The sequence below is a fragment of the Amycolatopsis sp. cmx-4-54 genome (assembly GCF_046548895.1).
In the GTDB taxonomy this organism is placed as follows: domain Bacteria; phylum Actinomycetota; class Actinomycetes; order Mycobacteriales; family Pseudonocardiaceae; genus Amycolatopsis.
In genome coordinates, this window is the sequence record NZ_JAEBEJ010000005.1 from 430,284 (window position 1) to 454,388 (window position 24,105).

The window sequence follows — 24,105 nt, forward strand, 5'->3', positions numbered from 1 at the left end:
GCTCAGTCCTTCGGTCCGCCGGCGACGTAGATGACCTGGCCGGAGATGAACCCGGCGCCGTCGCTCACCAGGAACGACGCGAGGTTGGCGATGTCTTCGGGGGTGCCGACGCGCTGCACCGGGATCTGCGACGCGGCCGCCGCCTTGAAGTCCTCGAACGACATGCCGACCCGCTCGGCGGTCGCCGCGGTCATGTCGGTGGCGATGAACCCGGGGGCGATGGCGTTCGCGGTGACGTTGAACTTGCCCAGTTCGATCGCGAGGGTCTTGGTGAAGCCCTGCATGCCCGCCTTGGCGGCGGAGTAGTTGACCTGGCCGCGGTTGCCCAGCGCCGAGGTGCTGGACAGGTTGACGATCCGGCCCCACTTCTCCTGCGTCTGGTACTTCTGCACCTCGCGGGTCATCAGGAACGAGCCCTTCAGGTGCACGCCCAGCACCGAGTCCCAGTCCTGTTCGGTCATCTTGAACAGCAGGTTGTCGCGGGTGATGCCGGCGTTGTTGATCAGCACGGTCGGCGCGCCGAGTTCCTCGGCCACCCGGGTCACCGCGGCTTCGACCTGTGCGGCGTCGTTGACGTCCAGCGCGACACCGACGGCCTTGCCGCCCGCGGCGACGATCGCTTCGGCCCCCTGCTTGACACCCGCCTCGTCGAGGTCCAGCAGCCCGACGGCGAACCCGTCGGAAGCGAGCCGTTTGGCCACGGCCGCGCCGATACCGCGGCCGGCGCCGGTGACGATCGCTACACGGGAGGGGTGTTCGGTCACGGGTGTTCTCCTCGTCGTCGAGTGGAAGTGACGCCAGTCTGCCGTACTAAGCGGTCGGTCTGTAGAGATGTCAGGCCAGGAGTCTCGCTGTGATCGTAATCACGGATGCCCGAACGGATACTCCCGACGACCTGATCGCCCCGACGTCTAGCGCCTCGACCTGCACTTCCGAAAGCCTCGGCGCACCGATATGAGCGCAAACGGAGGTGCCACACATGCGCCGAAGAGCCCATGCCCTGGCCGGTCTGCTCCTGGTGACCGTGCTCGGAGTGACCAGCGCACAGGTCGCGTCGGCCGCGCCCGAGCGGCCGCCGGAGGAGAGCGCGGTGCCCGGTCCGCGCACCCTCACGCTGATCACCGGTGACCGGCTCACCGTGCAGGAGCGACCGGGCGACCTGCCCGCTCTCGCCGTGCAGCCGGGGCCGGGCCGGGAACGGATGGGGTTCCAGCGCAGCCAGGGCAAGGACGGCTGGTCGGTCTACCCGGCCGACGCCCTGCCACTGGTCGCGAAGGGAACGTTGGACGCGCGGCTGTTCCGGATCGACACGCTGCTCGCCGAGGGATACGACGACAGTGCGCGCTCGACCCTGCCGCTGATCGTCCAGCAGGAAGGTGCGGTGGCCACCGCGGGGCGGCGGCTCGACAGCATCGGCGCGACCGCCTTCGCCCAGCCCAAGGATCGCGCGGGGGAGTTCTGGTCCTCGTTGACCGGCCCCGGCGCGGCTTCGGTGCGGAAGGTGTGGCTGGACCACAGGGTCAAGGCGAGCCTCGACCACAGCGTGCCGCAGATCGGCGCGCCGCAGGCTTGGCAGAGCGGGTTCACCGGCAAGGACGTCAAGGTCGCCGTGCTGGACACCGGTATCGACGCCCGTCACCCCGATCTGGCGGGCAAAGTGGTCGCGGCCAAGGACTTCTCCGGTGGTGACGACCCTACGGACAGACATGGCCACGGCACTCACGTCGCTTCGACGATCCTCGGGTCCGGCGCCGCGTCCGCCGGGCGGCTCAAGGGCGTCGCGCCCGACGCCGGTCTGCTCGCGGGCAAGGTGCTCGGCGACGACGGCAGCGGCGGCTGGTCGGAGATCATCAGCGGGATGGAATGGGCGGTCGCCGAGGGCGCCAAGGTGATCAACCTGAGCCTCGGCGGTGCGGACGGCGAGGAGGTCGATCCGCTGGAAGCGGCGGTGAACCGGCTCACGAAGGAGCACGGCGTGCTGTTCGTGATCGCCGCGGGCAACGACGGGGAACGCGGGGCGGGCACGGTGGGATCGCCGGGCAGCGCGGACGCGGCGCTCACGGTCGGCGCGGTGGACCGGGCCGACACGACGGCGCCGTTCTCCGGCAAGGGACCGAGGCGCGGCGACAACGCGGTCAAGCCGGAGATCACCGCACCCGGCGTGGCGATCGTCGCGGCCAAAGCGGGCGGCGGCTACCAGCCGATGTCGGGCACCTCGATGGCGACGCCGCATGTGGCGGGCGCGGCGGCACTGCTCGCCCAGCAGCACCCGGAGTGGGGACCCGAGCAGATCAAGGCCGGGCTCGCCGGAACGGCGAAGCCGTCCGAAGGGCCGACCGTCTTCCAGCAGGGAACGGGACGGGTCGATGTCGCCAAGGCGGTCAAGCAGCGCGTGAGCGCCGACGTCACCACGGCGGCCTTCGGCACCGTTCCGATCGCCGATCCGAACCCGCGGACCAGGGAGATCACCTACCGCAACGGTGGTGACGTCCCGGTCGACCTCGATCTGCGGCTGGACGTCCGCGACGAAGGCGGGAAACCGGCGGCCGAGGGCCTGTTCTCGGTGGACCGGCCGAGGATCACGGTGCCCGCCGGTGGGACCGCGACCGCGGTCATCACGCTGAACCCCGGCCGGCAGCCGCGCGGTGTCTACGGTGGCATCCTGCTCGCGGCCGCCGCGGGCGTCGAGGTTCGCGGCCTCGTCGGCGCCGACCTCCAGCGGGAGGTCTTCTCGGCCGACGTCAAGCTCTTGAACCGCAAGGGCGACCGAGCGAGCGGCATGGTGTTCGTGACCAATTTGGACAGTGGCGCCGCGAAGATCCTGTACGCGGAGGACGGCGGCGGCCCGATCCGGCTGCCGCAAGGCCGGTACCTGTTCGTCACGCAGATCGACGAGTCGCCGGGGTCGAGCCTGGTCGCCGAGCCGGGCTTCGTGCTCGATCGCGATCGGGAGGTCGTGCTGGACGGACGTCCGGCGAAACCCGTGACGGTGCGGACCGACCGCCGGGACGCCAGCTCGAACGGTCAGATCGTCGACTTCTCCGAACGCGTCGCGGGCCGGGAGAGCACCGGCTATTCGTGGTACGAGCCGAGACTCTTCCACGACGACCAGTACGCCTACGTCGCGCCCACCCGCACCGTCGTGCCCGACTTCGACTTCCTCGTCACGACCATGCTGAGCAAGCAGACCGGCGAGGGCAGGTCGGAGAACAGCCCGTATCTCTACAACCTGCAATTCCCGAGCAACGGCCGCGTTCCCGACGTCTCCGCGTACCGGGTGCGCGACCACGAACTGGCCAAGGTGAACGCCACCTACGCCGCCACCGGAGAGCAATGGGGCAATCTGCACGTGCTGCCTTCGCCCTACGACAACGAAGTCGCCCTCGGCGACGCCTGGTTCCTCACCGCCCAGGCGAAGCTGCCCTCGATCCGGGAGGAGTTCTACAGCACCGGGAAGATCCGCTGGCTGAAACGGCTCTTCGTGGAACGGGCCGGCTCCAACGCGGTCTGGAGCGACACCCACGAAACGGCGGCAGGCGTCGAATATCGCGCCGGGCAACGCTCCAAAGAGGACTGGAACCGCGCCGTCGTCGGCCCGACGTCGGCGAAACTGACCAAGACGGTGCGCGACGGCGACACCTTCAGCGTCCTGCTCCCGTTGCTCGCGGCGAGCGGCGACCACGTCAGCCTGTCGGCCGTGGAGGGCTCCACGAAGCTCTCGCGCGACGGGAAGGAGATCGGTTCCGTGCCCAAGGTGCCCGGGCACCAATGGCCGACCGCGGGCCCGGTGACCTTCACCGTGCCGTCGGAAGCGGGGGAATACACGCTGACCATCGACGCGAAACGACCGGAAGGCGGCAACGCCGACTTGTCCGGCACCGTGGTCACGTCGTGGACCTTCCGTTCGCAGCGAACGGAAGGCGAAACGCCACTACCGCTGATGACGCTGCGAGCCACACCGTCGCTCGGCCCGTCGAACGACGCTTGGCGCCTGCTCCCGCTCGCCGTCCCGATCGAGGTCGAGCGCCCGGCCGGGGCGACGGGGAGCGTCCGGCAGGTCGGCGCCGAAGCGTCGTTCGACGGCGGCCGGACGTGGCACCGGCAGCCCGTCTTCGGGAGCGGTGAGCGGCGGCAGGCCTTGGTCGTGGCGCCGGCTTTCGGTTTCTCGCGCTTCGTCGCCTTGCGGCTTTCGGCAACGGACTCCGGCGGGAATTCGGTGACGCAGACGATTCTGAACGCTTACCGCCTGCGGTAGGTGCCCAGTCCGTGAAGGCCTCCTTGAGGGACCCAGAGTCCCTCAAGGAGGCCTTCACGGACTCGGTAATTGCCACGTGCGCCCCACGGGCACCAGCAGTCACAGGGGGGCTTGCGGGTGAAGGCAGCTCAGCCCGCGCGCCTGCCGAGAACCTCGGTGATCAGCTTCGGCACGTCGCCGCCGTGCCAGGAGCTGGGCGAGAACCGCTCCTGCGCGATTCCTTCCCAGAGTTCGCCGTCGTCCAGCGAAATGCCTTCTTCGCGGGGGACGAGGGAGCCGATCTCCTGTGCCGCGACACCTTCACCGGCGAGGGTCTTCTTGGCGAGTCCGACATCCTGTGGCCGCACGGCGACCACGAGCGTCCAGTCGCCCCAGGCCTGCGCGAGCTCGAACCGGCCGAGTCCCGATTGCGCGCAGACCTCGGCGGGCGCGTCGTCCAGCCGGATGTCCGTGGTGATCCGCGCGCCGAGACCGTTGGCGCCACAAAGGGTCCGCACGGTCGGGAAGAGACCGTCGGAGACGTCCATCGCGGCGCGCGCCAGCCCGGCCGTGGCGAGGATCCTGCCCGCGGCCACCTGGGCCATCGGACGGCACGCGCGCTCGCGGATGTCCGCGGCGAGAGGCCCGGGAAGCCGTGCCTGCTTTTCGACGAGCAGCGCGTACGCCCACAGATAGCCGGGCGAACCGACCAGCAGCAGGTGATCGCCGGCTCGGGCGCCCGCGCGCCCGAGCCGCCCGCCGGGAACGCACCGGCCGATCGCGGTCGCGGTGAGCTGCCGGACCGGGCCGTCCCGGAGATCGCCGCCGACGACCTTGGTGCCGTGCACCTTCGTGCAGTCGTCCACGCCGTCGAGAAGCCGCCGGAATTCACCGGCCGTCGTCGTCTTCGGCAGGGTGTAGTTGACGACCAGGCCGAGCGAAGTGGCGCCGGCCGCGGCCAGGTCGGAGAGGTTGATCGTCGCCAGCAGCCATCCGGCGTGGTACGGATCCGTTTCACCCAGGATGGTTACCAGCGGCGTGGGGCAGGTATCGGTGGTGGCGACCAGTTCGCCGCGAAGCCCTTCTGTGGCGTCGAGGACCGCGCAGTCGTCCCCGAAGCCGCGGACACCGCCGTAGCGGGGTCGCAGGATGTGCTCCAGGATCGCGTGCTCGCCGAGGTCGCCGAGCCGGACGTCGTCGCCGATCGGCGAGGATTCAGTTCCGCCCGACATGATCCGCCAATCGGGACGGGGCGACGTCGTGGTCGCTCGAGTAGTTGGCCGGCATCGTGCCGTAGGGCTGTTCGCTGCCGGTGGAGGCGAACAGCATCAGGTTGCAGATCCGCGTTCCGGGGTGCAGGAGTACCGGATGCCGCAGGTGGTTGACGATCTCCAGGGTCAGCACGGCTCCGGTCTCACTGCCGAAGCCGGGGCTGACCTGCCCGCACAGGACGACGCTGATGCCGAGCCGTGCGTAGTCGCTGGTGCCGTCGACGAGCCCGGCGAGTCTCTCCGAAAGCCCGATCTTCTCCAGCGTCGGCGCGAGGACGACTTCGCCGGGTTCGACGCGCAGCCTGCCTTCGGCGTCGAGTTCCTTGGGACGCAGCTCCGGATACGTGCTCCGGTCGGCGATGTCGACGGTCCCGGTCGATTCCAGCGCGAACGCCTGACGGCCGAGCCGCAGGCTGATCGCGGCGGGGCGGACCAGGCCGGCTTCGAACGGGGTGATCGTGAGTTCCCCGGTGCGGTGCGCGCGTTTGATGGCGCGGTCGGTCAGGATCCCCCGGCGCGGGGCGGGCCAGGTCAACGGCATGACGCCACCGCTTTCGCGACGGCCCCGACCAGGACGCGGAAATCGGTCTCGGTCAGCTCGCCGTTGGGCTGGTCGTCGGATTCGCCGGGCTCGCAGTACACGACCGTGGTGCTGGTGCGGTGCGGCCCCTGGACCACCACCGTCGCGGTCAATCCCGATTCGATGGGCCGGACGGTGTGGACGACGGCGGTGTCGCACGAGTAGACGTCGCCGAGCCGGACGTGCGGGCTCTTCGCCACCGCGAGCCGGGTATCGCCGTCCGCGAGCAACGCGGCCGGATTCGCCGGATCGGCGCCGTAGCGGTACCGGGCGTACGGCTTCCCGCCTTCGGTTGTCTCGTGGAACTCGACCATGTGCAGGCCTTCGCCCGCGATGATGGTCGAGGCGAATTCCCACCGATGGCTGTGCGGATTGGACTCGCCGCGGGACGGCTCCGCCGATTCCGGCCAGACATGGAGCCGGATGCGGAAATCGGCGGAGGCGTGGAGCACCATTTTGGCGAATCCGTTGGGATGCCAGTAGGAACGCTTCGCCGCGGCGCGGACGGCTTCCTCGTCGCCGAGGATTTCTTCGAGCCACGAAAGGAAAGTGCCGGGGGAGTCCTGGACCCGGTGCGCGACCGTGCGCAGCCAGGCGAGGTCCGCGTCGCCGTGGCCGGGGCGACTGCCGGTGACCTCACGGAGGAACGCGGGCGCGCCCGTGAGGGTCGAGGGCGGGGTGTCGATCATGAAGTTCCTGGAGTTCCTGGAGGGCTGAGCGGGGGCCCGGCGACGGCCAAGGCGGCCGCGCGGAGCGCGGTGACGGCGTCCAACGTCTGCCAGATGGGTAGGTCGCCGCTTCCCCAGGCCCACAGTCCCTGATCGGCTTCGTAGCGCTCCCAAAGGGTTCCGAGCGCCCGGTTGAGCCGGGGGAGTGGCAGGAAGGGGGCGGTGGCGAGCGCTTGGACGACCCAGGCTGCGGTGAAGTGCCGGATGATGATCCGGGTCGTTCCTTCCCCGTCGGGGCGAGGCCGTTCGAGATCCTCGGCCACGCCATCGTCCGAATGCGGCCGGTCGATGAGCCATTGTGTGGCTTCGTCGGCCGCCTCACGGACGTCGTTGCGATCTTCCCGGCCGCGCAGGACTTCCCGCAGCGCGACGACCGACCGCGCGGTGTGCACCACCGACGCCTCCGGGGCGACGAGCCCGGCCTCGTTCTTCTCCGGCCACAGCTGTGAGCCGTCGAAGTCGAGCCGGGCCGCCAGGAGCGCGTCGATCAGCCGGTCGGTCAGCGGGGCGTCCGGCCGGAGCCGGACCGCCGTGTGCAACACGGCGGACAACAGGTAGGGGCGGGTCCTGCTGTACGGGTCGAGCGACCCTTCCAGCTGGACAAGCCCTTCGTCGGCGGACATGGTGCTGGTCCGGAAAAGCGCGTCCACCACCGAAGCGGTGGTCTCCGGTCGTTTGCCGCCCGCGCGGCCACGCCAGCCCTGTGCCGACTGCAGCCGGTACAGATCTTCGGCGAGCGTATGTAGGTCGATGTAGGGATCGCCTACCACCAGCATGGTGTTGATCCCGTACGCGGTGCTGAGCGCCTTCGGCCCGGTGCTCTTCTGCAGGTTGTGGCGCCAGCCGAGCGGTTTCCCGTGCTCGTCCCGGATCAAGCGCTCGGCGAGTTTGGCGCCGACGGTGTGGAAGACCTGCAGCAGCGACCGCGAGGTGTCGACGACGGCGGCGTCACCGACGGCGGGCGGAGGGTGGTCGTGGGGTGAACGGGCCGTCTCCGCCAGGGTGAACAGCGCGTCCGCGGCGCGGAAGTGATCGTCGAGCTGTCGCGCGTTGTGCGCCGACGGCAGGTATTTCCCGGTCTCCCACTGGGTCAGGTTCGCCCTGGTGACACCGATGATCCGGGCGGTCTCGGCCTGCGTTTCGCCCGCGGCCTTGCGCAGCCGCCGCAGCTCACGTCCGACATCCGACGCGGTAACGGTTTCCGCATCAGGGCTTACCGGCCCCCGCCCGGCCGATGTAGGCTTCATGTAGGCACTAGACACGGGCTTACCTACCTTTGGTAGGCAATGTAGGGCGGTGACTGAACGTGCACACAACGGCGAGAGTACAGCAAGGGAATCGGACCGTGCTGGCGCGTGGGTCAACGCCGTGTCGCACCGTGTCGAAAGCCGCGCAGGACCCTGTTCGACCTGGTCCTGGTGTGCGTGACCCACCCGGTCACGAGGACCGGTCCGACCCGGGCACGACCGGAGCGTGGATGCTGTCAGCCAGTTGAAGGTGACGCTGAGCATCTGACCCGGTTCGCGTCGCCTGCGGGCCACACGAATGCCGGAGTAGGCAGCGTGTGCGCCGACCCGAGTCCGCGCTTCGCAGTATCGGGGGTGAACCTCATGTCCCACCACGAGAACCACACGGCAGCGCCCCGATCTTGGTTCGATCGACTTCTCGAACGCTTCCACGAATGGCTCTTCGCGGCCCGCGAGGACACGCGCGCGGCCGCTCGCGGCTGGCAGGTGACGCGGGTGCCGAACAGCAGGCGCCGCGTCTACCGCGATCCCCGCTGGGACACCGTCCACGCGTGCGCGCCCTGCGGGGGCACGGGGTGGTGGCCCTACGAGGACGCCGTTTGCCCGGACTGCGCCGGTGCCGGTGTCGTCCGCTCCATTCCCGCGGCGGCCGTGGCCGCCGAGCAAACCGCCGGACGGACAGGAGGAAGGTCATGAGCCGTTGGCAGGAACCCCAGGAGATCGCCGAGCTGGCCAGGGAGATCACGGTGGTCAGGAGGCCCAACCCGTTCACCGCCTTGTATCACTGGCGGTACGAGCTCGGCGCGCTCGTCGTGCTCCCGTACGCGTTGTTCTCCCTTTTCCAGGCGGTCGGCCCGATCTGGGGCGCGGTCGTGCTGTTCGGTGTCGCGAACTGGCTGTTCTACTGGCGCTCGGCGCGGCGATTCCTCCGCGACCGGCTCCGCTCGATCGTCGTGCAGCACCGGTTGCGGACCGGGTTCGCCCGTGCCCGGGTGTGCACGCTCGACGGCAAGCTGCCGATGATCCTGTGGACCAAACCACGCGGTGACGAAGTCGAGGTCATCGTGTTCTGTCCGGCAGGCGTCGGCTACGAGCGCATCGAGCAGCGGCGGGCGTTGCTGGCCGCGGCGTGCTTCGCCTCGGACGTCCACGTGTACCGCCATCACAAACGCGCCAACGTGGTGCACCTTTCGGTCTGCACCGCACGCTTGCGCAAGGACGCGCAAGAGGACGAGGTCAACCCCGCGCGACGATATGCCGGGCAGACGGGCGGTGGCGCCATTCCCCTTCCGGCGCCCTTCGCCGGAATTCCGCGCGCAGCGCGGCGATGAAGCCTTCACCGCGCGCGTCCGCCAGCGGCCGCATCGGCCCCGATCGGGTGTGCGCGGTGAAGAACGTGTCGGCGTCGGGATGGACCATCGGGAACGACAAGGGCTCGTCCCGTTCGAGTACGGCATCCTTCAGTGCGGGCACGAGCCGTTGCTCCCAGGAGCGGTCCCCGGCGGGGACCCGTTCCCAGAGCACGTCGGAGAGCACCGTGAACGGCCCGCCCGGCTCGGTGCTGTGCGGCCAGTAGACGACGGAAAGCACGCCACCCGGGCGTAGCGCCCCTGCCCAGGACCGGAGCGCGGCGTCGGGTTCGGGCAGTTGCTGGAGGCCGAAGACCGAGACGACCGCGGCGGCCGAGGCCGGTTCGAGTTCCGAGGCGTCACCCACGACGACGCGCACGAGTGAAGTGCCCGCGGCCCGCCGCCTCGCCCTCGCGGCCATGCCTGCGGAAAGATCGATGCCGACGATCTCGCGGCCCGGCAGGTGCCCGCCGAGCACGTCGAGTTCCGGGAAGGTCCCGCAGCAGGGGACGAGGACGGGGCCGTCGGGCAGGTCGGTGGGCAGGGCGCGCACCGCCGCGGAGACCCAGGGTGCGAACCGGGGGACGTAGTACGCCTCGTATCCGTCGGCGGCTTCGTCCCAGGCGCGGGCAAGTCGTTCGGTGTTCATCGTGTTGTCTCCGATGGGGATTCGAGTGCGGCCAGCTTTCGCCGCAGGTGTTCGCGTTCGGGTTCTGTCGGGGCTAGCCCGATCGCTTCGCGGTAGGCCGCGGCCGCCGCGTCTCGGCGGCCCTGCCGTTGCAGCAGCTCGGCCCGGGCGATGGCGAACGGAGGGTAGCCGCGGAGCAGCGGTTCGCCGCCCAGTTCGTCGAGCAGCGCGAGCCCCGCGGCCGGGCCGTCGCGCAGGGCGACGGCCACGGCGCGGTTGAGCGCGACGACGGGGGAGGGCGCCAAGGTCATCAGGACGTCGTAGAGCGCCACGATCTGCGGCCAGTCGGTGGTTTCGACGTCGGCCGCTTCGTCGTGCAGGGCCGCGATCGCGGCCTGCACCCCGTACGGGCCCGGCGGGCCACCGGTCAACGAGGCGACCACCAGGTCACCGCCCTCTTCGATCAGTTCCCGGTTCCACCGGCTCCGGTCCTGGTCCGCCAGGAGGACCGGTTCGCCGTCCGGCCCGGTCCGGGCGTCCCGCCGGGCGTGGACGAGCAGCATCAGCGCGAGCAACCCCGCCACCTCCCGGTCGGCGGGCATCAGCCCGCGCAGGATGCGGCCGAGCCGGATGGCCTCCTCGGCCAGGCCTGCCCGCTGCAGACTCGCTCCCGAACTGGCCGAGTACCCCTCGGTGAAGATCGAGTACACCGCCTGCAGCACCCCCGGCAGCCGCTCGGGGAGTTCGTCCGCGCCGGGAACGCGGAACGGGATCCTGGCCTCGCTGATCTTCTTCTTCGCCCGCACGATCCGCTTCGCCATCGTCGGCACCGGGACGAGAAAGGCGCGCGCCACCTCCGGCGTGGTCAGCCCGGCGAGGAACCGCAGGGTCAGCGCACCCCGGTCCTCGACGGGCAGGGCGGGATGGGCGCAGGTGAAGAACAGTTGCAGCCGCTCGTCCGGCAGGCTGTCACCGGCGTCCGGCACGGGACCGGCCCGATCGGTTTCCACCTGCAGGACCGCGAGTTTGGCGGCGTAGGCCTGGTCACGGCGCAGCCGATCGACGGCCTTGCGCCGGGCGGTGGTCATCAGCCACGCGCCCGGCCGCGGCGGGACACCGTCCACCGGCCAGTGCTCCAGCGCCGCTTCGATCGCCTCGGACGTGACCTCTTCGGCCAGATCCAAGTCGCCGAAGCGGCGCACGAGCGCGGCGAGGAGCCTGCCCCGTTCCTCGCGGAACACCGCCTCGACCGACGCCACGCCGGCGCTCCGCTCGTCCACGGTCAGGCGGAGAAGTCGGCGACCGGGCGGACCACCACCGAGCCGTCCCTGGCGCCGGGGCAGCGAGCCGCCCAGTCGAGCGCGACGTCCAGGTCCGGCACGTCGACGACGTAGAAACCGCCCAGCACCTCGCGGGTCTCGGCGTAGGGCCCGTCGGTCACCGTCCGCTTCCCGTCCCGGTCCACTTTCACCGTCGTCGCGGTGACGAGGTCGGCCAGCGACTCACCGGCGGACCAGATCCCGGCGTCCTTGACCTGCTTGTCGTAGGCCATCCAGTCCTCGAAGGTGCACTGGGGCTCGACGTCGCCGGTCGCGGCCTGGATCAGCAGCATGTACTTCACGGTGGTACTCCCGTTCTGGTTCGCGCGCGGCCTGCTTGCCGCACGACACCACTACGAGCGGGAGACCGTCAAATGGACACGATGGCGGGAAGAACTTTCAGGACGCGATCTCCAGCGCTTCGGCCTGCTCGGTCACCGGTGCGGTGACCACCCGTGCGGGGATGAGCAGCGACGCCAGCGCGAACAGCCCGGTCAGCGCCATCGCGCGCTCGACCAGCCCGAGCGGGATCGCCCGCCACCAGGGCTCGCCGCCATTCATCGAGACCACGATCGCCCCGAGGATCACGCCGAACCAGGCCAAGGCCGCCACCGCGAGCACCCGTGTCACCGCGCGCCGCGCGGGGGAGGAGGGGAAGACGGCTTTCGCCGCGAACCACACTGCCAGTGGCAGGCAGACGAAGGCCACGACGCTCGCGATCCGGTGCACCGTCCCGCCGGTGCTCGGCCCGATCGCCCAGTTGTTCTTGGGGAACGCCACGATCACCACCAGGCTCACCGTCCAGAGGGCGCAGAAGACCGAGGCCACGGACAGGGCGGGAAGGTGCTTGCGGCGGATGAGGGCGCCGAAGCCGATGGCCGAACCGAACGCGACCAGCAGGACCGCGACGTCGAAGATCCACTTGTGCTCGCTCAGCGCGTATTCGCTGATGGTGCGGCGAACCGGGCTGATGTCGCTGGTGGCGGGGAGGACCTGCAACAGCAGGATCAGCAACGCTCCGCCGGCGACCGAGACCACGGCGGCCAGCAGGGCCAGCGGGGACCGGGCGGTGACCTGGGGCGTCGTCATGGTTGAACGGTAACCACCCAACCTGAAGGTTTTCTTAGGCTTTCCTGTCGGAATCGACAGGAATCCCGGTGATCGTTCCGGCACGCTCGGTGAGATCGTTGGGCCGAAAGGGGTGCAGGCGACTTGTGGCGGGTCCCTCCGATGGTGTCCCGGGTCTAGGGTCTCGCTACCGGTGACCTCACCCGGTCACCGGACTGTCCAAGGAGGTCAGTCTGTGGGGTATTCACCAAACCGGCGAAGAGCGGGATGGACGGCGGCGACCCTGGTGCTCGCCGGCACCTTCGTGGCACTTCCGTCGGCCACGACGGCGGTGGCCGCGGACAACGTGGTCCGGGCCAACCAGGCCGTGGCGCGGTCCTGTTTCGCCGCGCTCCAGAAGCAGGGCACGGCGGGTACCGACCGGCGTGAGTTCACGTCCACAGTGGACGGTCTGCTGCAGGCGCGGCTCGCGCCTCGTGGCGGCGGCGAGGGCGACTGGGACCTCGCGGTCTTCGACAAGGACACCGGCGCCGTGGTCGCCGCGTCCGCCGCGTTGCGCAGCCACGAACTCGCCGAAGGCTTCGTGAAGAAGGACCAGAAGCTGGTCGTGCAGACCTGCCGGTACGACGGCAAGACACGCGACGCGCTGCTGGGGGTCGACTTCCTCGCCCTCACGCCGCAGGGGACGCCGACCAGTGCCGCGCACGCGCCGCAGCGCGCCGAGCTGGTCCGCGTCGAGACCCCGGCCAAGCAGGACAAGGACAAGCTGCTCCGGCTCGGCCTCGACGTCACCGAGAAGGCCGACGCCACCGGTGTCGAGGTCGTCCTCGCCAACGACGCCGACCGCAAGACGCTGGCGGACAACGGCTTCAAGTCGAAGGTGGTCCAGGCCGACCTTTCGGCGAAGTCGATCCAGAACGCCAAGACCGACCGTGAGTACGCCGCGAAGACGCCGGGCTCCACGCTGCCGTCCGGGCGGACGAGCTACCGGCACCTCTACGACTACCAGTTCGAGGTCAAGGAACTGGCCCGCAAGAACCCCAAGCTCGTCACGGCGTTCACGCTGCCGCAGCCGACCTGGGAAGGCCGCGACGTCATCGGCCTCGAGGTCGCGAGCGACGTCAAGAACATCGCGGACGGCAAACCCGTCAACTTCACCATGGGCGTGCACCACGCCCGGGAGTGGCCGGCGGGCGAGCACGCCATGGAATGGGCCTACGAGCTGGTCAAGGGCTACGCCGGCGGAAACGCCGAGATCCGCGGCCTGGTCGGGCGGACGCGCAACATCATCGTGCCGATCGTCAACCCCGACGGCTTCGAAATCTCCCGTGAGGCCGAGCCCAAGGGCGACTTCTCGCGGTTCGACTACGAGATGAAGCGCAAGAACTGCAACGTCAACGACTCGCCGAAGGAGTTCGCGACCGGCGTCTGCAAGGCCAACCCCGCCGGCCGTGAACGCGGTACCGACCCGAACCGCAACTACGCCGGTTTCTGGGGCGGCGCCGGCGCGTCGACCCTGTGGCGCAGTGACACGTTCCGCGGTTCCGGCCCGTTCTCCGAGCCCGAGACGCAGAACATCCGCTCGATCGTGTCCAACCGCCAGGTGACCAACCTGATCACGCTGCACACCTACTCCAACCTGGTGCTGCGTGTCCCGGGTGTCGCCGCCGTCCGCCCGCCGCTCGACGAGCCGGCGTACAAGGCGCTGGGCGACAAGATGGCCTCCCGCAACGGGTACACCAGCCAGCCGTCGTGGGCGCTCTACGACACGACCGGCTCGACCGAGGACTGGTCGTACTGGGCCACCGGTGGCTGGGGCTTCACCTTCGAGGTCGGGCCGAACGAGTTCCACCCGCCGTTCGCTGAGGGCGTCGTCGCCGAGTACACCGGTGTCGCCCCCGCGGCGGGCGCGGGCAAGGGCGGCAACCGTGCCGCGTTCATCGACATGCTGGCCAACACCGCCGACCCGGCGGCGCATTCGACGCTGATCGGTACGGCGCCGAAGGGCTACCAGCTGAAGCTGCACAAGACGTTCCAGACGCCCACCTCGCCGGTGGTGCAGCCGGACGGCTCGACGAAGCCGCCGATCTACGTCACCGACGACCTGAACTCGTCGCTGTCCTCCACCGGCGGCCGGTTCGCGTGGTCGATCAACCCGTCGACCCGGCCCTACGTCGCGGGCCGCTACGGCCGCGAGCCGCAGGGTCCGGCGCAGCCCGCGATCCAGGCGGTCAACCCGGCCGGCGTCCCGGCGATCAACACGAACTACCCGGTCGACCCGGCTTCGGAGAGCTTCACTTTCCACGTCGACGGGCTCCCCAAGGTCGACAACGGGAAGTTCAGCGTCGACGTCAAGTGGGCCGGCCAGGACTCGGACTGGGACCTGTACGTCTTCGACTCCGCGGGCAACATGGTCTCGTCGTCGGCGAACGGTTCGACCACGGAAGAGCACGCGATCCTGTACGACCCGCCCGCCGGGGACTACACGGCCGTGCTGGTCAACTACTCGCAGGCGAATCCGTCCACTGTGGACGATTGGACCGGCGGTGTGTCGTTCCAGTCGCCGATCCCGCCGACCTACGGCCCGAAGGAGGCGTACCAGCTGACCTGTACGTCGCCGAAGGGCAAGCTCGTCGGGCTGGCGGACGTCTACATCGACCGCGGCCAGACGGTCGACGTCGGTGAGGTCTGCACCCGTTCCGCGCGAGCCAAGAAGGAGCGCTCGGTCCGGTAGTTCTCCTCTTTGCGCGTGAAGGCCTCCTTCCCTCGGCTCAGCCGAGGGAAGGAGGCCTTCACGCGCTCGACCTCCGAATGCATTTCGTCCTCTGAATGCGGGAGGGGACTCCCTCAGACGGTGCCCACGACCCGGTCCCGCACGACCCGCATCGTCGCCGAGTCCACAGTGGACGGCTCCACCGCCAGCCAGCCGCCGATCTCGTGCAGGAACTGCTCCGGCGTCATGGGCGGCGCGGGGGAGGGATCCTCGAGATCCGTGGTGATCTCCCCGGTCCGGCTCGGGTACACGATCATCGCCCCGCGCAACGCGACCCCCGGCAGGATCCGCCGGTATTCGGCGAGACTTTCGGTCAGCCTGCTCCCGCCGCCGCGGAAGGCGCGGCCGTTGCGCAGCAGACGGTCGTCGTCATCGGTTTCGTAGTGCCCGGGCAGCCACAGCTTCGATTCGATGAGCACGAGCCGCTTTCCGCACAGCACCGCGTGGTCGACGTCGGCGAACACCGAGTCCGGCCACGAGAGGCCGTGGAAGATCCGGGCGCCGGGCAGCCGGGTCAGGTAGCGCTCGAGCAGACCGGCGGTGAGCCGTTCGGCGAGTTCGTCGGTCTCGACGCCGGGGGTGCCGAACACGCGTTTCCCGCCGAATTCGGCGGCGAACCGGTTCTTGGCACGCGAAGCCGCCAGGTAGCCGCGGGCGAGCCGTTGCACGAGCAGCGCGGTCCCGGCGGTCAGGATCAGCCAGACGATCAGCGTGGGGGCCGAGAATCCGACGCCGGTCAGCACCGGCAACAGCACCAGCACCATTCCGCCGACCGCCGCCACCACCGGGGTGTGCCCGGGGCCGCGCCGCCGCCCGTGCCGCACGCGCGCGTCCTGTGCGGCGAATTCCCACCATTCGAGGTCGTCCGGATCGATCACGACCGGTTCGGGCTCGTAGCCCGGTTCTTCGCCGAAGCGACGCCGCGGGCGCGGCCGGATCGGGGCCCGCACCGAACGGCCGCCCGCGTCGTAGCCGGCGCGCCGCGTCGGATCGCTGAGCGTGTCGTAGGCCTCGCGGACCAGCTGGAAGGTGAGCGCGGACCCGCCGGTGTCGGGGTGATGGGACTTCGCCAGCCGCCGGTAGGCGGTCTTGATCTCGTTGATCGAGGCGGCCTTGCCCACGCCGAGCACCTCGTAGTAGTCGACATCGGGCACGGGCGGTTCACCTCCAAAGGGCCGGGCCGCAACACTATTCGGCCGCCGTCGATCGCCCGCAACCACCTCCGCGGCACGTCGGGGTGACTCCGCGGGATACTGTTTCGCTTGTGGCGGAACGAGGTCCGCCTCCGCCGCGTCCTGGATATCGTGGAGATCGACAGCATGCGAGGGGGGACAGTGGTGGGAGAACCGGTCACGGGCACGGCGGCGGGGGTGCCGTTCACCGTCTTGCCGCCATCGGCCGAGGTCAGCGGCCCCGCGCCGGTGGTCGTCGCCTGGCACATGATCGACGCGCCCCGCACCGACGCCGCGTTCGCGGCCGCGTTGCCGCTGGCCGGGGTGCCCGCGTGGCGGGTCTATCTCGGAATGCCGTTGTGCGGCGCGAGAATGGTCGACGGCAGCATGGACGCGGTGGTCGAGCGGGCCGTCCGTGACGCGGTGCTGGCCTATGCCGAGCCGTTCGTCCGGCAGGCGGCGCTGGAATTCCCCGCCGCACTCGCTGAACTGCGGGAACGCTTCGGTTTCGACACCTCGCGGATGGCCGTCGTCGGCGGTTCCCTCGGCGGTGCCGTGGCGCTCACGATCCTGGCCACCAGGGAGATCCCGGTGCGGGCCGCCGCGCTGGTCAACCCCGCGGTCCGGGCGCGGTCGCTGGTCGGCGTGGTGGAAACCATGCTGGAACAGCCCTATTCGTGGACGGACGAAGCGAACCAGGCGGCGGATCACCTCGACTTCGTCGCACGATCGGGTGAAATCTCGGCCAGGGAAACGCAGGTTCCGCTGCTGGTCGTCAGCGGCGAAGAGGATTTCCCCACGTTTCGCGCGGACGCGGACGAACTCGTCGACGCGGTGCGTGCCCGATACGCCGTGTCCGACGACGTCCGGTTGCGCCGCCTTTCCGGACTCGCCCACCCGCTCGCCGAAGACCCGGGCATCGATCCCGCGCCGCAGCTGCCGATCGCGAAACTCGTCGACGAAGCGGTCACCGAGTGGCTGGAGCGCCACCTGCTCTGACGCGCGTCAGCAGCCCGGCGGCGGGACCGATCGGGGCGGCCCGAATTCCAGGCGCAGCTTGTCGGTCCTGGGGAGCACGAACGCGACGCCGGTCGAGGCCCGCCAGTTCGCCGGGAGGAAGACGTACTGGCCACTGGACTGGAGCAGCAGCTTCAGCCCGGTGTACCGGTACTTGTAGGCCGACTCGGGGTTCGCGCACTTCACCTGCACGACACCGTTCGCGGTGAGGTTGAGGCTTTCGGCGCTGTACAGCGTCGCGGCCGGTCTGGTCGAGATCACCCCGGAGACCTCGAAGGCGCGGCTCGTGCCGACGGCTCCCGAATAGTCGCCGACCGCCCAGAACAGGCCGATGCTCACCAGGACGTAGCCGGTCACCAGTTCCGCGACGCTCGAACGGGTGTTTCCCGTCCTGCTCGAGGTCCAGTGGCGCCAGGAGAAGAGCGCCATCAGGACCCCGAGCGCGAAACCGATCCCCGGAGCGCCGGGACGATCGCGAAAGGGTTCCGGGTCGAGCGCGATCGCGGTCGTCACGGCCAGCAGCGCGAGGCCGAGGACGCCGGCGACGGGCGAGCAGATCCGCAGCAGCCGGGACCAGGAGGCCTCGCCGAGGCGGATCTTCAGGAACCTGGTCAGCACGAGGAAGAGCAGCGCGGCGCCCGCGACGGCGGTCAGGGGCAGGAGCACCCCGTCGACGCCGCGCCCGAAGATCTCGTCCGGCGTCTGGCCGAGCAGGGTGTAGTGCACGCGGAAGTAGCCGAAGTACGTCTGCGTGTAGACGAGCCCGAAGTAGTAGAGCAGCGCGGTGAGCAAGGTCGTGTTGGCCAGGACCGTGCCGACCAGCTTGAGCGCGTGCGAGGGGCCCGCCGCGGGTTCGGGCTCCGGAGGAGCGGGGGCGCGGAGGCCCCGTCGTAGCGGCCGCCGGATGCTCATCCGCTCGTGGTTTCGCTCGGCTGCTCGCTTTCCGACTTCGATGGAGCGGAACTTTCGGTTTCGCAGGCCCTGGCCCGGATCGTGATCGTCTTGCCGGGCTGGACCGGATTCGGGCCGATGGCGCGGATGCAGTTTCCCGCGTTCGCGTCCGCGATCACGACCGAGACCCCGCACCGCCGGGAACTCTTGCAGAGCCGTTCGAGGTTCTGCTCGATCGCGCTCTTGGCGGTGGCGGGGTCGGTGCCGAGCAGGTCGCTGTTGTACCTGATCGGGCTTCCGGGGACGACGGGCGGACGGGAGCGATCGGTGTCCGGACCGTCCGTCGGCGTCGCCTCGGAAGACGCCGTCGGGGCCGTCTCCGTCGTCAGCTCGCCCGGAGCCGTGTCGCGGGGCGTGGACGTCCCGCCGCAGGCCGCCGCGAATCCGAGTGCGGCGATCGCCATCGCCACGCTGAACAGCCGTTTCATGGACCTCACCGTCCCTGGGGAAGACGTCCTTCTGGATAAGGACGCGGAACGGCGCCCCCCTGATACGTGCCGGGTTGGTCCGTTCGGGCGTATTCCCGGGGAATCCGCCCTTTCGGGCAATTCCGGGTGGACCGGAGGACGACAACTTTGCGGACCGGCCTTCCGACACGCCCGAAATTATGTTAAGAAACTTTACTAACTAACAGGAGGCGCGTTTTGAGTTCATCCCCGCGGCCGGGGCTCGAGCGGAAGATCGGACCGCTCCAGGCGACCGCCATCAACATGACCCAGATGTGCGGCATCGGCCCGTTCGTCACCATCCCCGCGATGGTGGTGACGCTCGGCGGCCCGCAGGCCATGTTCGGCTGGCTCATCGGCGCGGTCATCGCGTTGGCCGACGGCCTGATCTGGGCCGAACTCGGTGCCGCCCTCCCCGGTGCCGGCGGCACCTACGTCTATCTGCGCGAGGCGTTCGGCTCCCGTACCGGCAGGCTCATGCCGTTCCTGTTCGCCTGGAGCGCGGTGCTGTTCATCCCGCTGATCATGTCCACCGGCATCATCGGGCTCGTCCAGTACCTCGGGTATCTGGTCCCCGGGGTCGCCGACGACGGCGGGACGACGGCGCTCGGCAAGATCATCGGCCTCGGCGTCATCGTGCTGATCGTGCTGGCGCTGTTCCGCAAGATCGGCGAGATCGGGAAGCTGACCACCGTCCTGTTCGGGATCATGCTGTTCGCCGCGCTCTCGGTGATCGTCGCGGCCTTCACCCACTTCGACGGCGCGCAAGCGTTCGCCTTCACGCCGGGCGCGTTCTCGTTCGACGGCGGCGCGTTCTGGGCCGGGCTCGGCGCCGGCCTGATCATCGCCATCTACGACTACCTCGGCTACAACACCAGTGCCTACCTCGGCGGCGAAGTGCGTGACCCGGGCCGGACGCTGCCGCGGTCGATCATCCTCTCGATCCTCGGCATCATGAGCCTGTACTTCCTGCTGCAGCTCGGGGTGCTCGGCTCGATTCCGCTGGAGGAACTGAAGACCGCGACTTCGGTCGCCTCCACCGTGCTGGAACAGGCGTGGGGCACGGGCGCGGCCAAGGTCATCACCGTGTTCATCGTGATCGCCGCGATCGGTTCGGTGTTCGCCGGTCTGCTCGGCGGTTCGCGGGTCCCGTTCGAAGCCGCGCGCGACAAGGTGTTCCTGCCGGTGTTCGCCAGGCTGCACCCGAAGCTGAACCTGCCGACCGCCGGTGTGCTGACGATGGGCGTCATCGCCGCGATCGGCTCACTGTTCACGCTGACCGCGGTGATCAACGCGGCGGTGACGGTGCTGGTGCTCATCCAGTCGCTCGCGCAGGTCGCGGCGATCGTCGTGCTGCGACGGCGACGTCCGGAACTGGAGCGGCCGTACCGCCAATGGCTCTACCCGATCCCGACGGTCATCGCGTTGCTCGGCTGGGTCTACATCTACTTCTCCGCGACCTGGCTCTCCATCGGGCTTTCGGTGGGGTGGATCGCGCTCGGCGCGGTGGCGTTCCTCGCCTATGCCAAGGCGGAGCGCGTGTGGCCGTTCGGGCCCAAGGGAATTCGGGAAGTGTTCGCGGGGGCGGCAGAGGGGAACGGGAAATGACGGGGGAAGACCTGATCCTGGGGATCGACTTCGGCGGCACGAAGGTCGCGATCGGGCTGGCCGACCGGGCCGGGAGCCTGCTGGTCACCCGGCGGCTGGACACCGACGCGCAAGCCGGCGCCGAACAGGTGGTGAGCCGCGCGCTCGCCGCGGCGCGGAAACTGCTCGCCGACGAAGGCGCCGCGGACCGGCTCGTCGCGATCGGCGTGGTCAGCCCGGGGATCGTGCTGGAGGACCGCATCCTGCTCGCGCCCAACGTGCCGGGCTGGGAGCAACTGCGGCTGCGCGACCTCGTCGCCGCCGAGTTCGAGGGCGTGCCGATCGAGGTGGGCACCGACGCCAAGGCGGCGGCGCTCGCGGAATGGCGATGGGGGGCACTGGCGGACACCGATCCGGCGGTGTTCCTCTCGCTGGGGACCGGGATCGCCGCGGCGGTCCTGGTCGGCGGACGGCTGCTGGCTGGCGCCAACGGCGCTGCGGGAGAGATCGGCTACAACCTCCTCTCGCCGCAGGACACCGACGGGTTCGCCGGCGGAGCGGCGCCGCTGGAGGAAGCCGTCGGTGGGCGTGGGCTTGGCGGCCGGGCGAGTGCGCTGCTCGGCCGCCCGGTGACCGCGGGTGAACTGTTCGGCCTCGCCAGGGAGAACGCGCAGGCCAAGGAACTGGTCGGCGCGGCCCTCGACGAACTGTCGATGCACGTCGCGAACCTCGCCATCGCGCTCGACCCGCAGCGCATCGCCGTCGGCGGGGGACTGGTGCGCTCGGCCGACATCCTGCTGCCCGCGCTGCGCGAGCGGCTCGCGCAAGCCGTGCCGTTCCCGCCGGAACTGGTCTCGGCGAAATTCGACCAGGACGCGTCCCTGCTGGGCGCGATCGCGATCGCGCTGGACGCGTAGCGAGATCACCGACCGAAGCCGCCGGGCGTCCGCTAGATCCGATCTAGCGAAAGCCCGGCGGCTTTCTCGCGCCCAAGGGGTGAAGCGAGAGGAGGTCGGTCATGGACACCAGTCCACTGCGGGTCGCGGTGATCATCGGAAGCACCCGCGAGGGGCGGGTGGGGGACGCCGTCGGCAAGTGGTTCACCGGCCGTACGGAAAACCGGGAGGACCTCGTCACCGAAGTGCTCGACCTGGTCGACTTCGACCTGCCCGCGGGGCTGCCGGAGCATCCGACGTCCGATATGAAGCGGTTCGCGAGGCTGGTCGACGAGGCCGAGGCATTCGTCGTCGTCACACCCGAGTACAACCGCAGTTTCCCGGCGTCGCTCAAGCAGGCGATCGACTGCGCCTACGACGAGTGGCGTGCGAAGCCGGTCGGGTTCGTCTCCTACGGCTACCGCTCGCAAGGGCTCTACGCCGTGGAGCAGCTGCGCACGATCTTCACCGAACTGCACACGGTGACCATGCGCGACACCGTGGCTTTCAACCTCCTGGACGGCACCTTCGCCCGCGACGGCACCCCCTTCGACAGCGACGGGCAGGGACAGGCCGTGACCACCCTGCTCGACGAGCTCGCATGGTGGGGCCTCGCCCTGCGTGAAGCACGCGCCGCTCGCCCCTATGTCTGCTGAATGCTTGTGAAAGGAAACGAAAATGAGTGAACTGGCCATCGAAGCCTCGGGGCTGGTCAAGGTGTTCGGGGAGAACCGGGCGGTCGACGGGATCGACCTGAAGGTCCCCGCCGGCACCGTGTACGGCGTCCTCGGGCCGAACGGCGCCGGCAAGACCACCGCCGTGAAGATGCTCGCGACCCTGCTCCGCCCCAACGGCGGAGAAGCGCGCATCTTCGGCAAGGACGTCGTCCGCGACGCCGACGCGGTCCGCTCCATGGTGAGCCTGACCGGGCAGTACGCCTCGGTCGACGAAGACCTGACCGGCACCGAGAACCTGGTGCTGATCGGCAGGCTGACCGGGCACCGCAAACCGGCCGCCCGCGCACGGGCGGAGGAGCTGCTGGCGGCGTTCGGCCTGACCGAGGCCGCGGGCAGGCAGGTGAAGAACTACTCCGGCGGGATGCGGCGGCGGATCGACATCGCCGCGAGCATCCTCAACACCCCGGACGTGCTCTTCCTCGACGAGCCGACGACCGGGCTCGATCCCCGCAGCCGCAACCAGGTCTGGGACATCGTGCGCGCGATCGTGAAGCACGGCACCACGGTCCTGCTGACCACGCAGTACCTCGACGAGGCCGACCAGCTGGCGTCCCGGATCGCGGTCATCGACCACGGCAAGGTGATCGCCGAAGGCACCAAGGGGCAGCTGAAGGCGTCGGTCGGGGCCGGCGCGGTCCACGTCCGGCTGCGCGAGGCCGACCAGCGGGCCGAGGCCGAAGCGCTGCTCGTCCGCACCCTGGAGGCCCAGGTACTGCTGGAACCGGACCCCGTCGCGCTCACCGCGCGGCTCTCGGGGGAAAGCACCGAACAGGGTGCCGCCGAGCACGCCGCACGCGCACTGAGCGAACTCGCGCGCGCCGGGATCGTCGTCGACACCTTCTCCCTCGGCCAGCCGAGCCTCGACGAGGTCTTCCTGGCCCTGACCGACCGCACCGCCACGCCTGAGGAGAGTGCAGCTTGAGCACGGAGTTCGGCCTGGCACTCGAACTTCTGGTGATTTGAGGCGCGCGCCCCGGCCATGCCCCGCTATCGGGGCGGCAGGACGCCTGGCCTCTCGGACGAAAGAGCCATCTTGGACGTGCGTCCTGGCGACACGATCGCGGACGCGCGCGGAATAGAGGAGGAAACAGCTTGAGTACCACGGCAGTCAAAGACAACGAACCCGTTCTCGCGGCACCGAAGGCGGAGGATCTCGCCGCCGTCCTGATCGCGAAGAACCGCCCTCAGCGCCCCAGCGCGCTGTCGACTTCGGTCACCTTCGGGTGGCGCGCGATGCTGAAGATCAAGCACGTGCCCGAGCAGCTGTTCGACGTCACGGCGTTCCCGATCATGATGACGCTGATGTTCACCTACCTGTTCGGCGGCGCGCTGTCCGGCTCGCCGACGGAGTACCTGCAGTTCCTGCTGCCGGGCATCATGGCGAGCAGCATCCTGATGATCACCATGTACACCGGGATCTCGGTGAACACCGACATCGAGAAGGGCGTGTTCGACCGGTTCCGCACGCTGCCGATCTGGCGGCCGTCGGCGATGGTCGGCTATCTGCTCGGCGACATGCTGCGCTATCTCATCGCGTCGCTGGTGATCCTCGGCGTCGGGCTGATCATGGGCTTCCGCCCCGGCGGCGGAGTCGGTGGCGTGGCCGCCGCGATCCTCCTCCTGCTGGCGTTCTCGTTCGCGTTCTCGTGGATCTGGACGATGTTCGGCCTGCTGCTGCGCAGCGAGAAGTCGGTGATGGGCGTCAGCATGATGGTGCTGTTCCCGCTGACCTTCCTCAGCAACATCTACGTCAACCCGGAGACGATGCCGGGCTGGCTGCAGGCCTTCGTCGACGTCAACCCGGTGACCCACGTGGTCGCGGCGGTCCGCTCGATGATGGAGGGCAACTGGGACGGCGGCGAGATCACCTGGGTGCTGATCGCCGGCGCGGTCATCCTCGCGGTCTTCGGCACCTTGACGATGCGGCTCTACAACCGCAAGTGACCTGGGGGACGTGGGGGTTCCGGCGACCCGGAACACGCACGGCCACCTCGGCAGGCGGGTTCGCGTGACTGGACGGCCGACACGCGTGACTGGATGGCCGACACGCGGCGAAACCTGGC

General features: G+C 69.7%; 22 protein-coding genes. 10 read left to right on the forward strand and 12 right to left on the reverse strand.

The genetic code is table 11. The features are described from left to right. Positions 1 to 2: 2 nt before the first annotated feature. Positions 3 to 764: a 3-oxoacyl-ACP reductase FabG gene (gene fabG, locus ACLJQ7_RS19215; RefSeq protein ID WP_410649546.1), complete on the reverse strand. Its 762-nt coding sequence runs from the start codon at positions 762 to 764 to the stop codon at positions 3 to 5. A gap of 215 nt (positions 765 to 979) precedes the next feature. Here fabG and ACLJQ7_RS19220 point away from each other — a divergent pair, with 215 nt between their 5' ends. Beyond that, entirely contained in the window at positions 980 to 4,255 is a 3,276-nt protein-coding gene (locus tag ACLJQ7_RS19220; protein WP_410649547.1) for a S8 family serine peptidase, read from the forward strand. Between the two features lie 128 nt (positions 4,256 to 4,383). On the opposite strand, the gene ACLJQ7_RS19225 is transcribed toward ACLJQ7_RS19220, so the two are convergent. Genes ACLJQ7_RS19225 through ACLJQ7_RS19240 form a run of 4 tightly spaced genes read right to left on the reverse strand, consistent with a single transcriptional unit; the run spans position 4,384 to position 8,060 of the window. Beyond that, the gene (locus ACLJQ7_RS19225) at positions 4,384 to 5,466 is read right to left on the reverse strand and encodes a thiamine-phosphate kinase (protein ID WP_410649548.1); all 1,083 of its coding nucleotides are present in this window, start codon (positions 5,464 to 5,466) and stop codon (positions 4,384 to 4,386) included. Next, positions 5,450 to 6,046: a dCTP deaminase gene (dcd, locus tag ACLJQ7_RS19230; protein WP_410649549.1), complete on the reverse strand. Its 597-nt coding sequence runs from the start codon at positions 6,044 to 6,046 to the stop codon at positions 5,450 to 5,452. The genes ACLJQ7_RS19225 and dcd overlap by 17 nt, the downstream gene beginning before the upstream one ends. Continuing rightward, the gene (locus ACLJQ7_RS19235; protein ID WP_410649550.1) at positions 6,037 to 6,774 is read right to left on the reverse strand and encodes a hypothetical protein; all 738 of its coding nucleotides are present in this window, start codon (positions 6,772 to 6,774) and stop codon (positions 6,037 to 6,039) included. The genes dcd and ACLJQ7_RS19235 overlap by 10 nt, the downstream gene beginning before the upstream one ends. Continuing rightward, a complete protein-coding gene (locus ACLJQ7_RS19240) occupies positions 6,771 to 8,060 on the reverse strand; it encodes a helix-turn-helix transcriptional regulator (RefSeq protein WP_410649551.1) in 1,290 nt (429 codons plus the stop codon). The genes ACLJQ7_RS19235 and ACLJQ7_RS19240 overlap by 4 nt, the downstream gene beginning before the upstream one ends. Positions 8,061 to 8,423: 363 nt before the next feature. On the opposite strand from ACLJQ7_RS19240, the gene ACLJQ7_RS19245 reads away from it, so the two are divergent. After that, positions 8,424 to 8,756, forward strand: coding sequence for a hypothetical protein (locus ACLJQ7_RS19245; RefSeq protein WP_410649552.1), 333 nt, complete (start codon positions 8,424 to 8,426; stop codon positions 8,754 to 8,756). Next, positions 8,753 to 9,391, forward strand: a complete 639-nt coding sequence (locus ACLJQ7_RS19250) for a hypothetical protein (RefSeq protein ID WP_410649553.1) — start codon at positions 8,753 to 8,755, stop codon at positions 9,389 to 9,391. The genes ACLJQ7_RS19245 and ACLJQ7_RS19250 overlap by 4 nt, the downstream gene beginning before the upstream one ends. On the opposite strand, the gene ACLJQ7_RS19255 is transcribed toward ACLJQ7_RS19250, so the two are convergent. The 4 genes from ACLJQ7_RS19255 to ACLJQ7_RS19270 form a co-directional block, all read right to left on the reverse strand. Next, entirely contained in the window at positions 9,297 to 10,058 is a 762-nt protein-coding gene (locus ACLJQ7_RS19255) for a class I SAM-dependent methyltransferase (RefSeq protein WP_410649554.1), read from the reverse strand. The two genes, ACLJQ7_RS19250 and ACLJQ7_RS19255, sit on opposite strands and share 95 nt — an antisense overlap. Further along, positions 10,055 to 11,296 carry an RNA polymerase sigma factor gene (locus tag ACLJQ7_RS19260; RefSeq protein WP_410649555.1) on the reverse strand — a complete coding sequence of 414 codons (1,242 nt, stop codon included), beginning with the start codon at positions 11,294 to 11,296 and terminating at the stop codon, positions 10,055 to 10,057. The genes ACLJQ7_RS19255 and ACLJQ7_RS19260 overlap by 4 nt, the downstream gene beginning before the upstream one ends. Positions 11,297 to 11,319: 23 nt before the next feature. Next, the gene (locus tag ACLJQ7_RS19265; RefSeq protein ID WP_410649556.1) at positions 11,320 to 11,658 is read right to left on the reverse strand and encodes a YciI family protein; all 339 of its coding nucleotides are present in this window, start codon (positions 11,656 to 11,658) and stop codon (positions 11,320 to 11,322) included. Between the two features lie 97 nt (positions 11,659 to 11,755). Next, the gene (locus ACLJQ7_RS19270; RefSeq protein ID WP_410649557.1) at positions 11,756 to 12,445 is read right to left on the reverse strand and encodes a DUF998 domain-containing protein; all 690 of its coding nucleotides are present in this window, start codon (positions 12,443 to 12,445) and stop codon (positions 11,756 to 11,758) included. Between the two features lie 214 nt (positions 12,446 to 12,659). Between ACLJQ7_RS19270 and ACLJQ7_RS19275 the strand changes: the two genes are divergently transcribed. After that, positions 12,660 to 15,158: a M14 family zinc carboxypeptidase gene (locus ACLJQ7_RS19275; protein WP_410649558.1), complete on the forward strand. Its 2,499-nt coding sequence runs from the start codon at positions 12,660 to 12,662 to the stop codon at positions 15,156 to 15,158. 113 nt (positions 15,159 to 15,271) lie between these two features. Here ACLJQ7_RS19275 and ACLJQ7_RS19280 read toward each other — a convergent pair whose 3' ends face one another. Continuing rightward, entirely contained in the window at positions 15,272 to 16,351 is a 1,080-nt protein-coding gene (locus ACLJQ7_RS19280; RefSeq protein ID WP_410649559.1) for a J domain-containing protein, read from the reverse strand. 165 nt (positions 16,352 to 16,516) lie between these two features. Between ACLJQ7_RS19280 and ACLJQ7_RS19285 the strand changes: the two genes are divergently transcribed. After that, the gene (locus ACLJQ7_RS19285) at positions 16,517 to 17,368 is read left to right on the forward strand and encodes an alpha/beta hydrolase family protein (protein ID WP_410649560.1); all 852 of its coding nucleotides are present in this window, start codon (positions 16,517 to 16,519) and stop codon (positions 17,366 to 17,368) included. A 6-nt stretch (positions 17,369 to 17,374) separates the two neighbouring features. On the opposite strand, the gene ACLJQ7_RS19290 is transcribed toward ACLJQ7_RS19285, so the two are convergent. Together ACLJQ7_RS19290 and ACLJQ7_RS19295 are read right to left on the reverse strand one after the other, a co-directional pair. After that, positions 17,375 to 18,298: a hypothetical protein gene (locus tag ACLJQ7_RS19290; protein WP_410649561.1), complete on the reverse strand. Its 924-nt coding sequence runs from the start codon at positions 18,296 to 18,298 to the stop codon at positions 17,375 to 17,377. Beyond that, a complete protein-coding gene (locus tag ACLJQ7_RS19295; RefSeq protein ID WP_410649562.1) occupies positions 18,295 to 18,765 on the reverse strand; it encodes a hypothetical protein in 471 nt (156 codons plus the stop codon). Before ACLJQ7_RS19295 ends, ACLJQ7_RS19290 begins: the two co-directional genes overlap by 4 nt. Before the next feature lie 216 nt (positions 18,766 to 18,981). Between ACLJQ7_RS19295 and ACLJQ7_RS19300 the strand changes: the two genes are divergently transcribed. From ACLJQ7_RS19300 to ACLJQ7_RS19320, 5 genes are all read left to right on the forward strand, one after another. Further along, positions 18,982 to 20,391, forward strand: a complete 1,410-nt coding sequence (locus tag ACLJQ7_RS19300) for an APC family permease (RefSeq protein ID WP_410649563.1) — start codon at positions 18,982 to 18,984, stop codon at positions 20,389 to 20,391. Further along, the gene (locus ACLJQ7_RS19305; RefSeq protein ID WP_410649564.1) at positions 20,388 to 21,287 is read left to right on the forward strand and encodes an ROK family protein; all 900 of its coding nucleotides are present in this window, start codon (positions 20,388 to 20,390) and stop codon (positions 21,285 to 21,287) included. The genes ACLJQ7_RS19300 and ACLJQ7_RS19305 overlap by 4 nt, the downstream gene beginning before the upstream one ends. Before the next feature lie 101 nt (positions 21,288 to 21,388). Next, on the forward strand, positions 21,389 to 21,961 hold the full coding sequence (locus ACLJQ7_RS19310) for an NADPH-dependent FMN reductase (RefSeq protein ID WP_410649565.1): 573 nt from the start codon (positions 21,389 to 21,391) through the stop codon (positions 21,959 to 21,961). Between the two features lie 22 nt (positions 21,962 to 21,983). After that, the gene (locus ACLJQ7_RS19315) at positions 21,984 to 22,964 is read left to right on the forward strand and encodes an ATP-binding cassette domain-containing protein (RefSeq protein ID WP_410649566.1); all 981 of its coding nucleotides are present in this window, start codon (positions 21,984 to 21,986) and stop codon (positions 22,962 to 22,964) included. A 170-nt stretch (positions 22,965 to 23,134) separates the two neighbouring features. Next, positions 23,135 to 23,986, forward strand: a complete 852-nt coding sequence (locus tag ACLJQ7_RS19320; protein ID WP_410649567.1) for an ABC transporter permease — start codon at positions 23,135 to 23,137, stop codon at positions 23,984 to 23,986. Positions 23,987 to 24,105: the final 119 nt, after the last annotated feature.

Bases quoted from the DNA above. Each gene is read 5' to 3' on its own strand.
- ACLJQ7_RS19290 (WP_410649561.1), bottom strand. From the start codon at position 18,298: ATGAGCATCCGGCGGCCGCTACGACGGGGCCTCCGCGCCCCCGCTCCT.
- ACLJQ7_RS19240 (WP_410649551.1), bottom strand. From the start codon at position 8,060: ATGAAGCCTACATCGGCCGGGCGGGGGCCGGTAAGCCCTGATGCGGAA.
- ACLJQ7_RS19295 (WP_410649562.1), bottom strand. From the start codon at position 18,765: ATGAAACGGCTGTTCAGCGTGGCGATGGCGATCGCCGCACTCGGATTC.
- ACLJQ7_RS19315 (WP_410649566.1), top strand. From the start codon at position 21,984: ATGAGTGAACTGGCCATCGAAGCCTCGGGGCTGGTCAAGGTGTTCGGG.
- dcd (WP_410649549.1), bottom strand. From the start codon at position 6,046: ATGCCGTTGACCTGGCCCGCCCCGCGCCGGGGGATCCTGACCGACCGC.
- ACLJQ7_RS19235 (WP_410649550.1), bottom strand. From the start codon at position 6,774: ATGATCGACACCCCGCCCTCGACCCTCACGGGCGCGCCCGCGTTCCTC.
- ACLJQ7_RS19220 (WP_410649547.1), top strand. From the start codon at position 980: ATGCGCCGAAGAGCCCATGCCCTGGCCGGTCTGCTCCTGGTGACCGTG.
- ACLJQ7_RS19285 (WP_410649560.1), top strand. From the start codon at position 16,517: ATGCGAGGGGGGACAGTGGTGGGAGAACCGGTCACGGGCACGGCGGCG.
- ACLJQ7_RS19225 (WP_410649548.1), bottom strand. From the start codon at position 5,466: ATGTCGGGCGGAACTGAATCCTCGCCGATCGGCGACGACGTCCGGCTC.
- ACLJQ7_RS19245 (WP_410649552.1), top strand. From the start codon at position 8,424: ATGTCCCACCACGAGAACCACACGGCAGCGCCCCGATCTTGGTTCGAT.
- ACLJQ7_RS19310 (WP_410649565.1), top strand. From the start codon at position 21,389: ATGGACACCAGTCCACTGCGGGTCGCGGTGATCATCGGAAGCACCCGC.
- ACLJQ7_RS19305 (WP_410649564.1), top strand. From the start codon at position 20,388: ATGACGGGGGAAGACCTGATCCTGGGGATCGACTTCGGCGGCACGAAG.
- ACLJQ7_RS19250 (WP_410649553.1), top strand. From the start codon at position 8,753: ATGAGCCGTTGGCAGGAACCCCAGGAGATCGCCGAGCTGGCCAGGGAG.
- ACLJQ7_RS19255 (WP_410649554.1), bottom strand. From the start codon at position 10,058: ATGAACACCGAACGACTTGCCCGCGCCTGGGACGAAGCCGCCGACGGA.
- ACLJQ7_RS19270 (WP_410649557.1), bottom strand. From the start codon at position 12,445: ATGACGACGCCCCAGGTCACCGCCCGGTCCCCGCTGGCCCTGCTGGCC.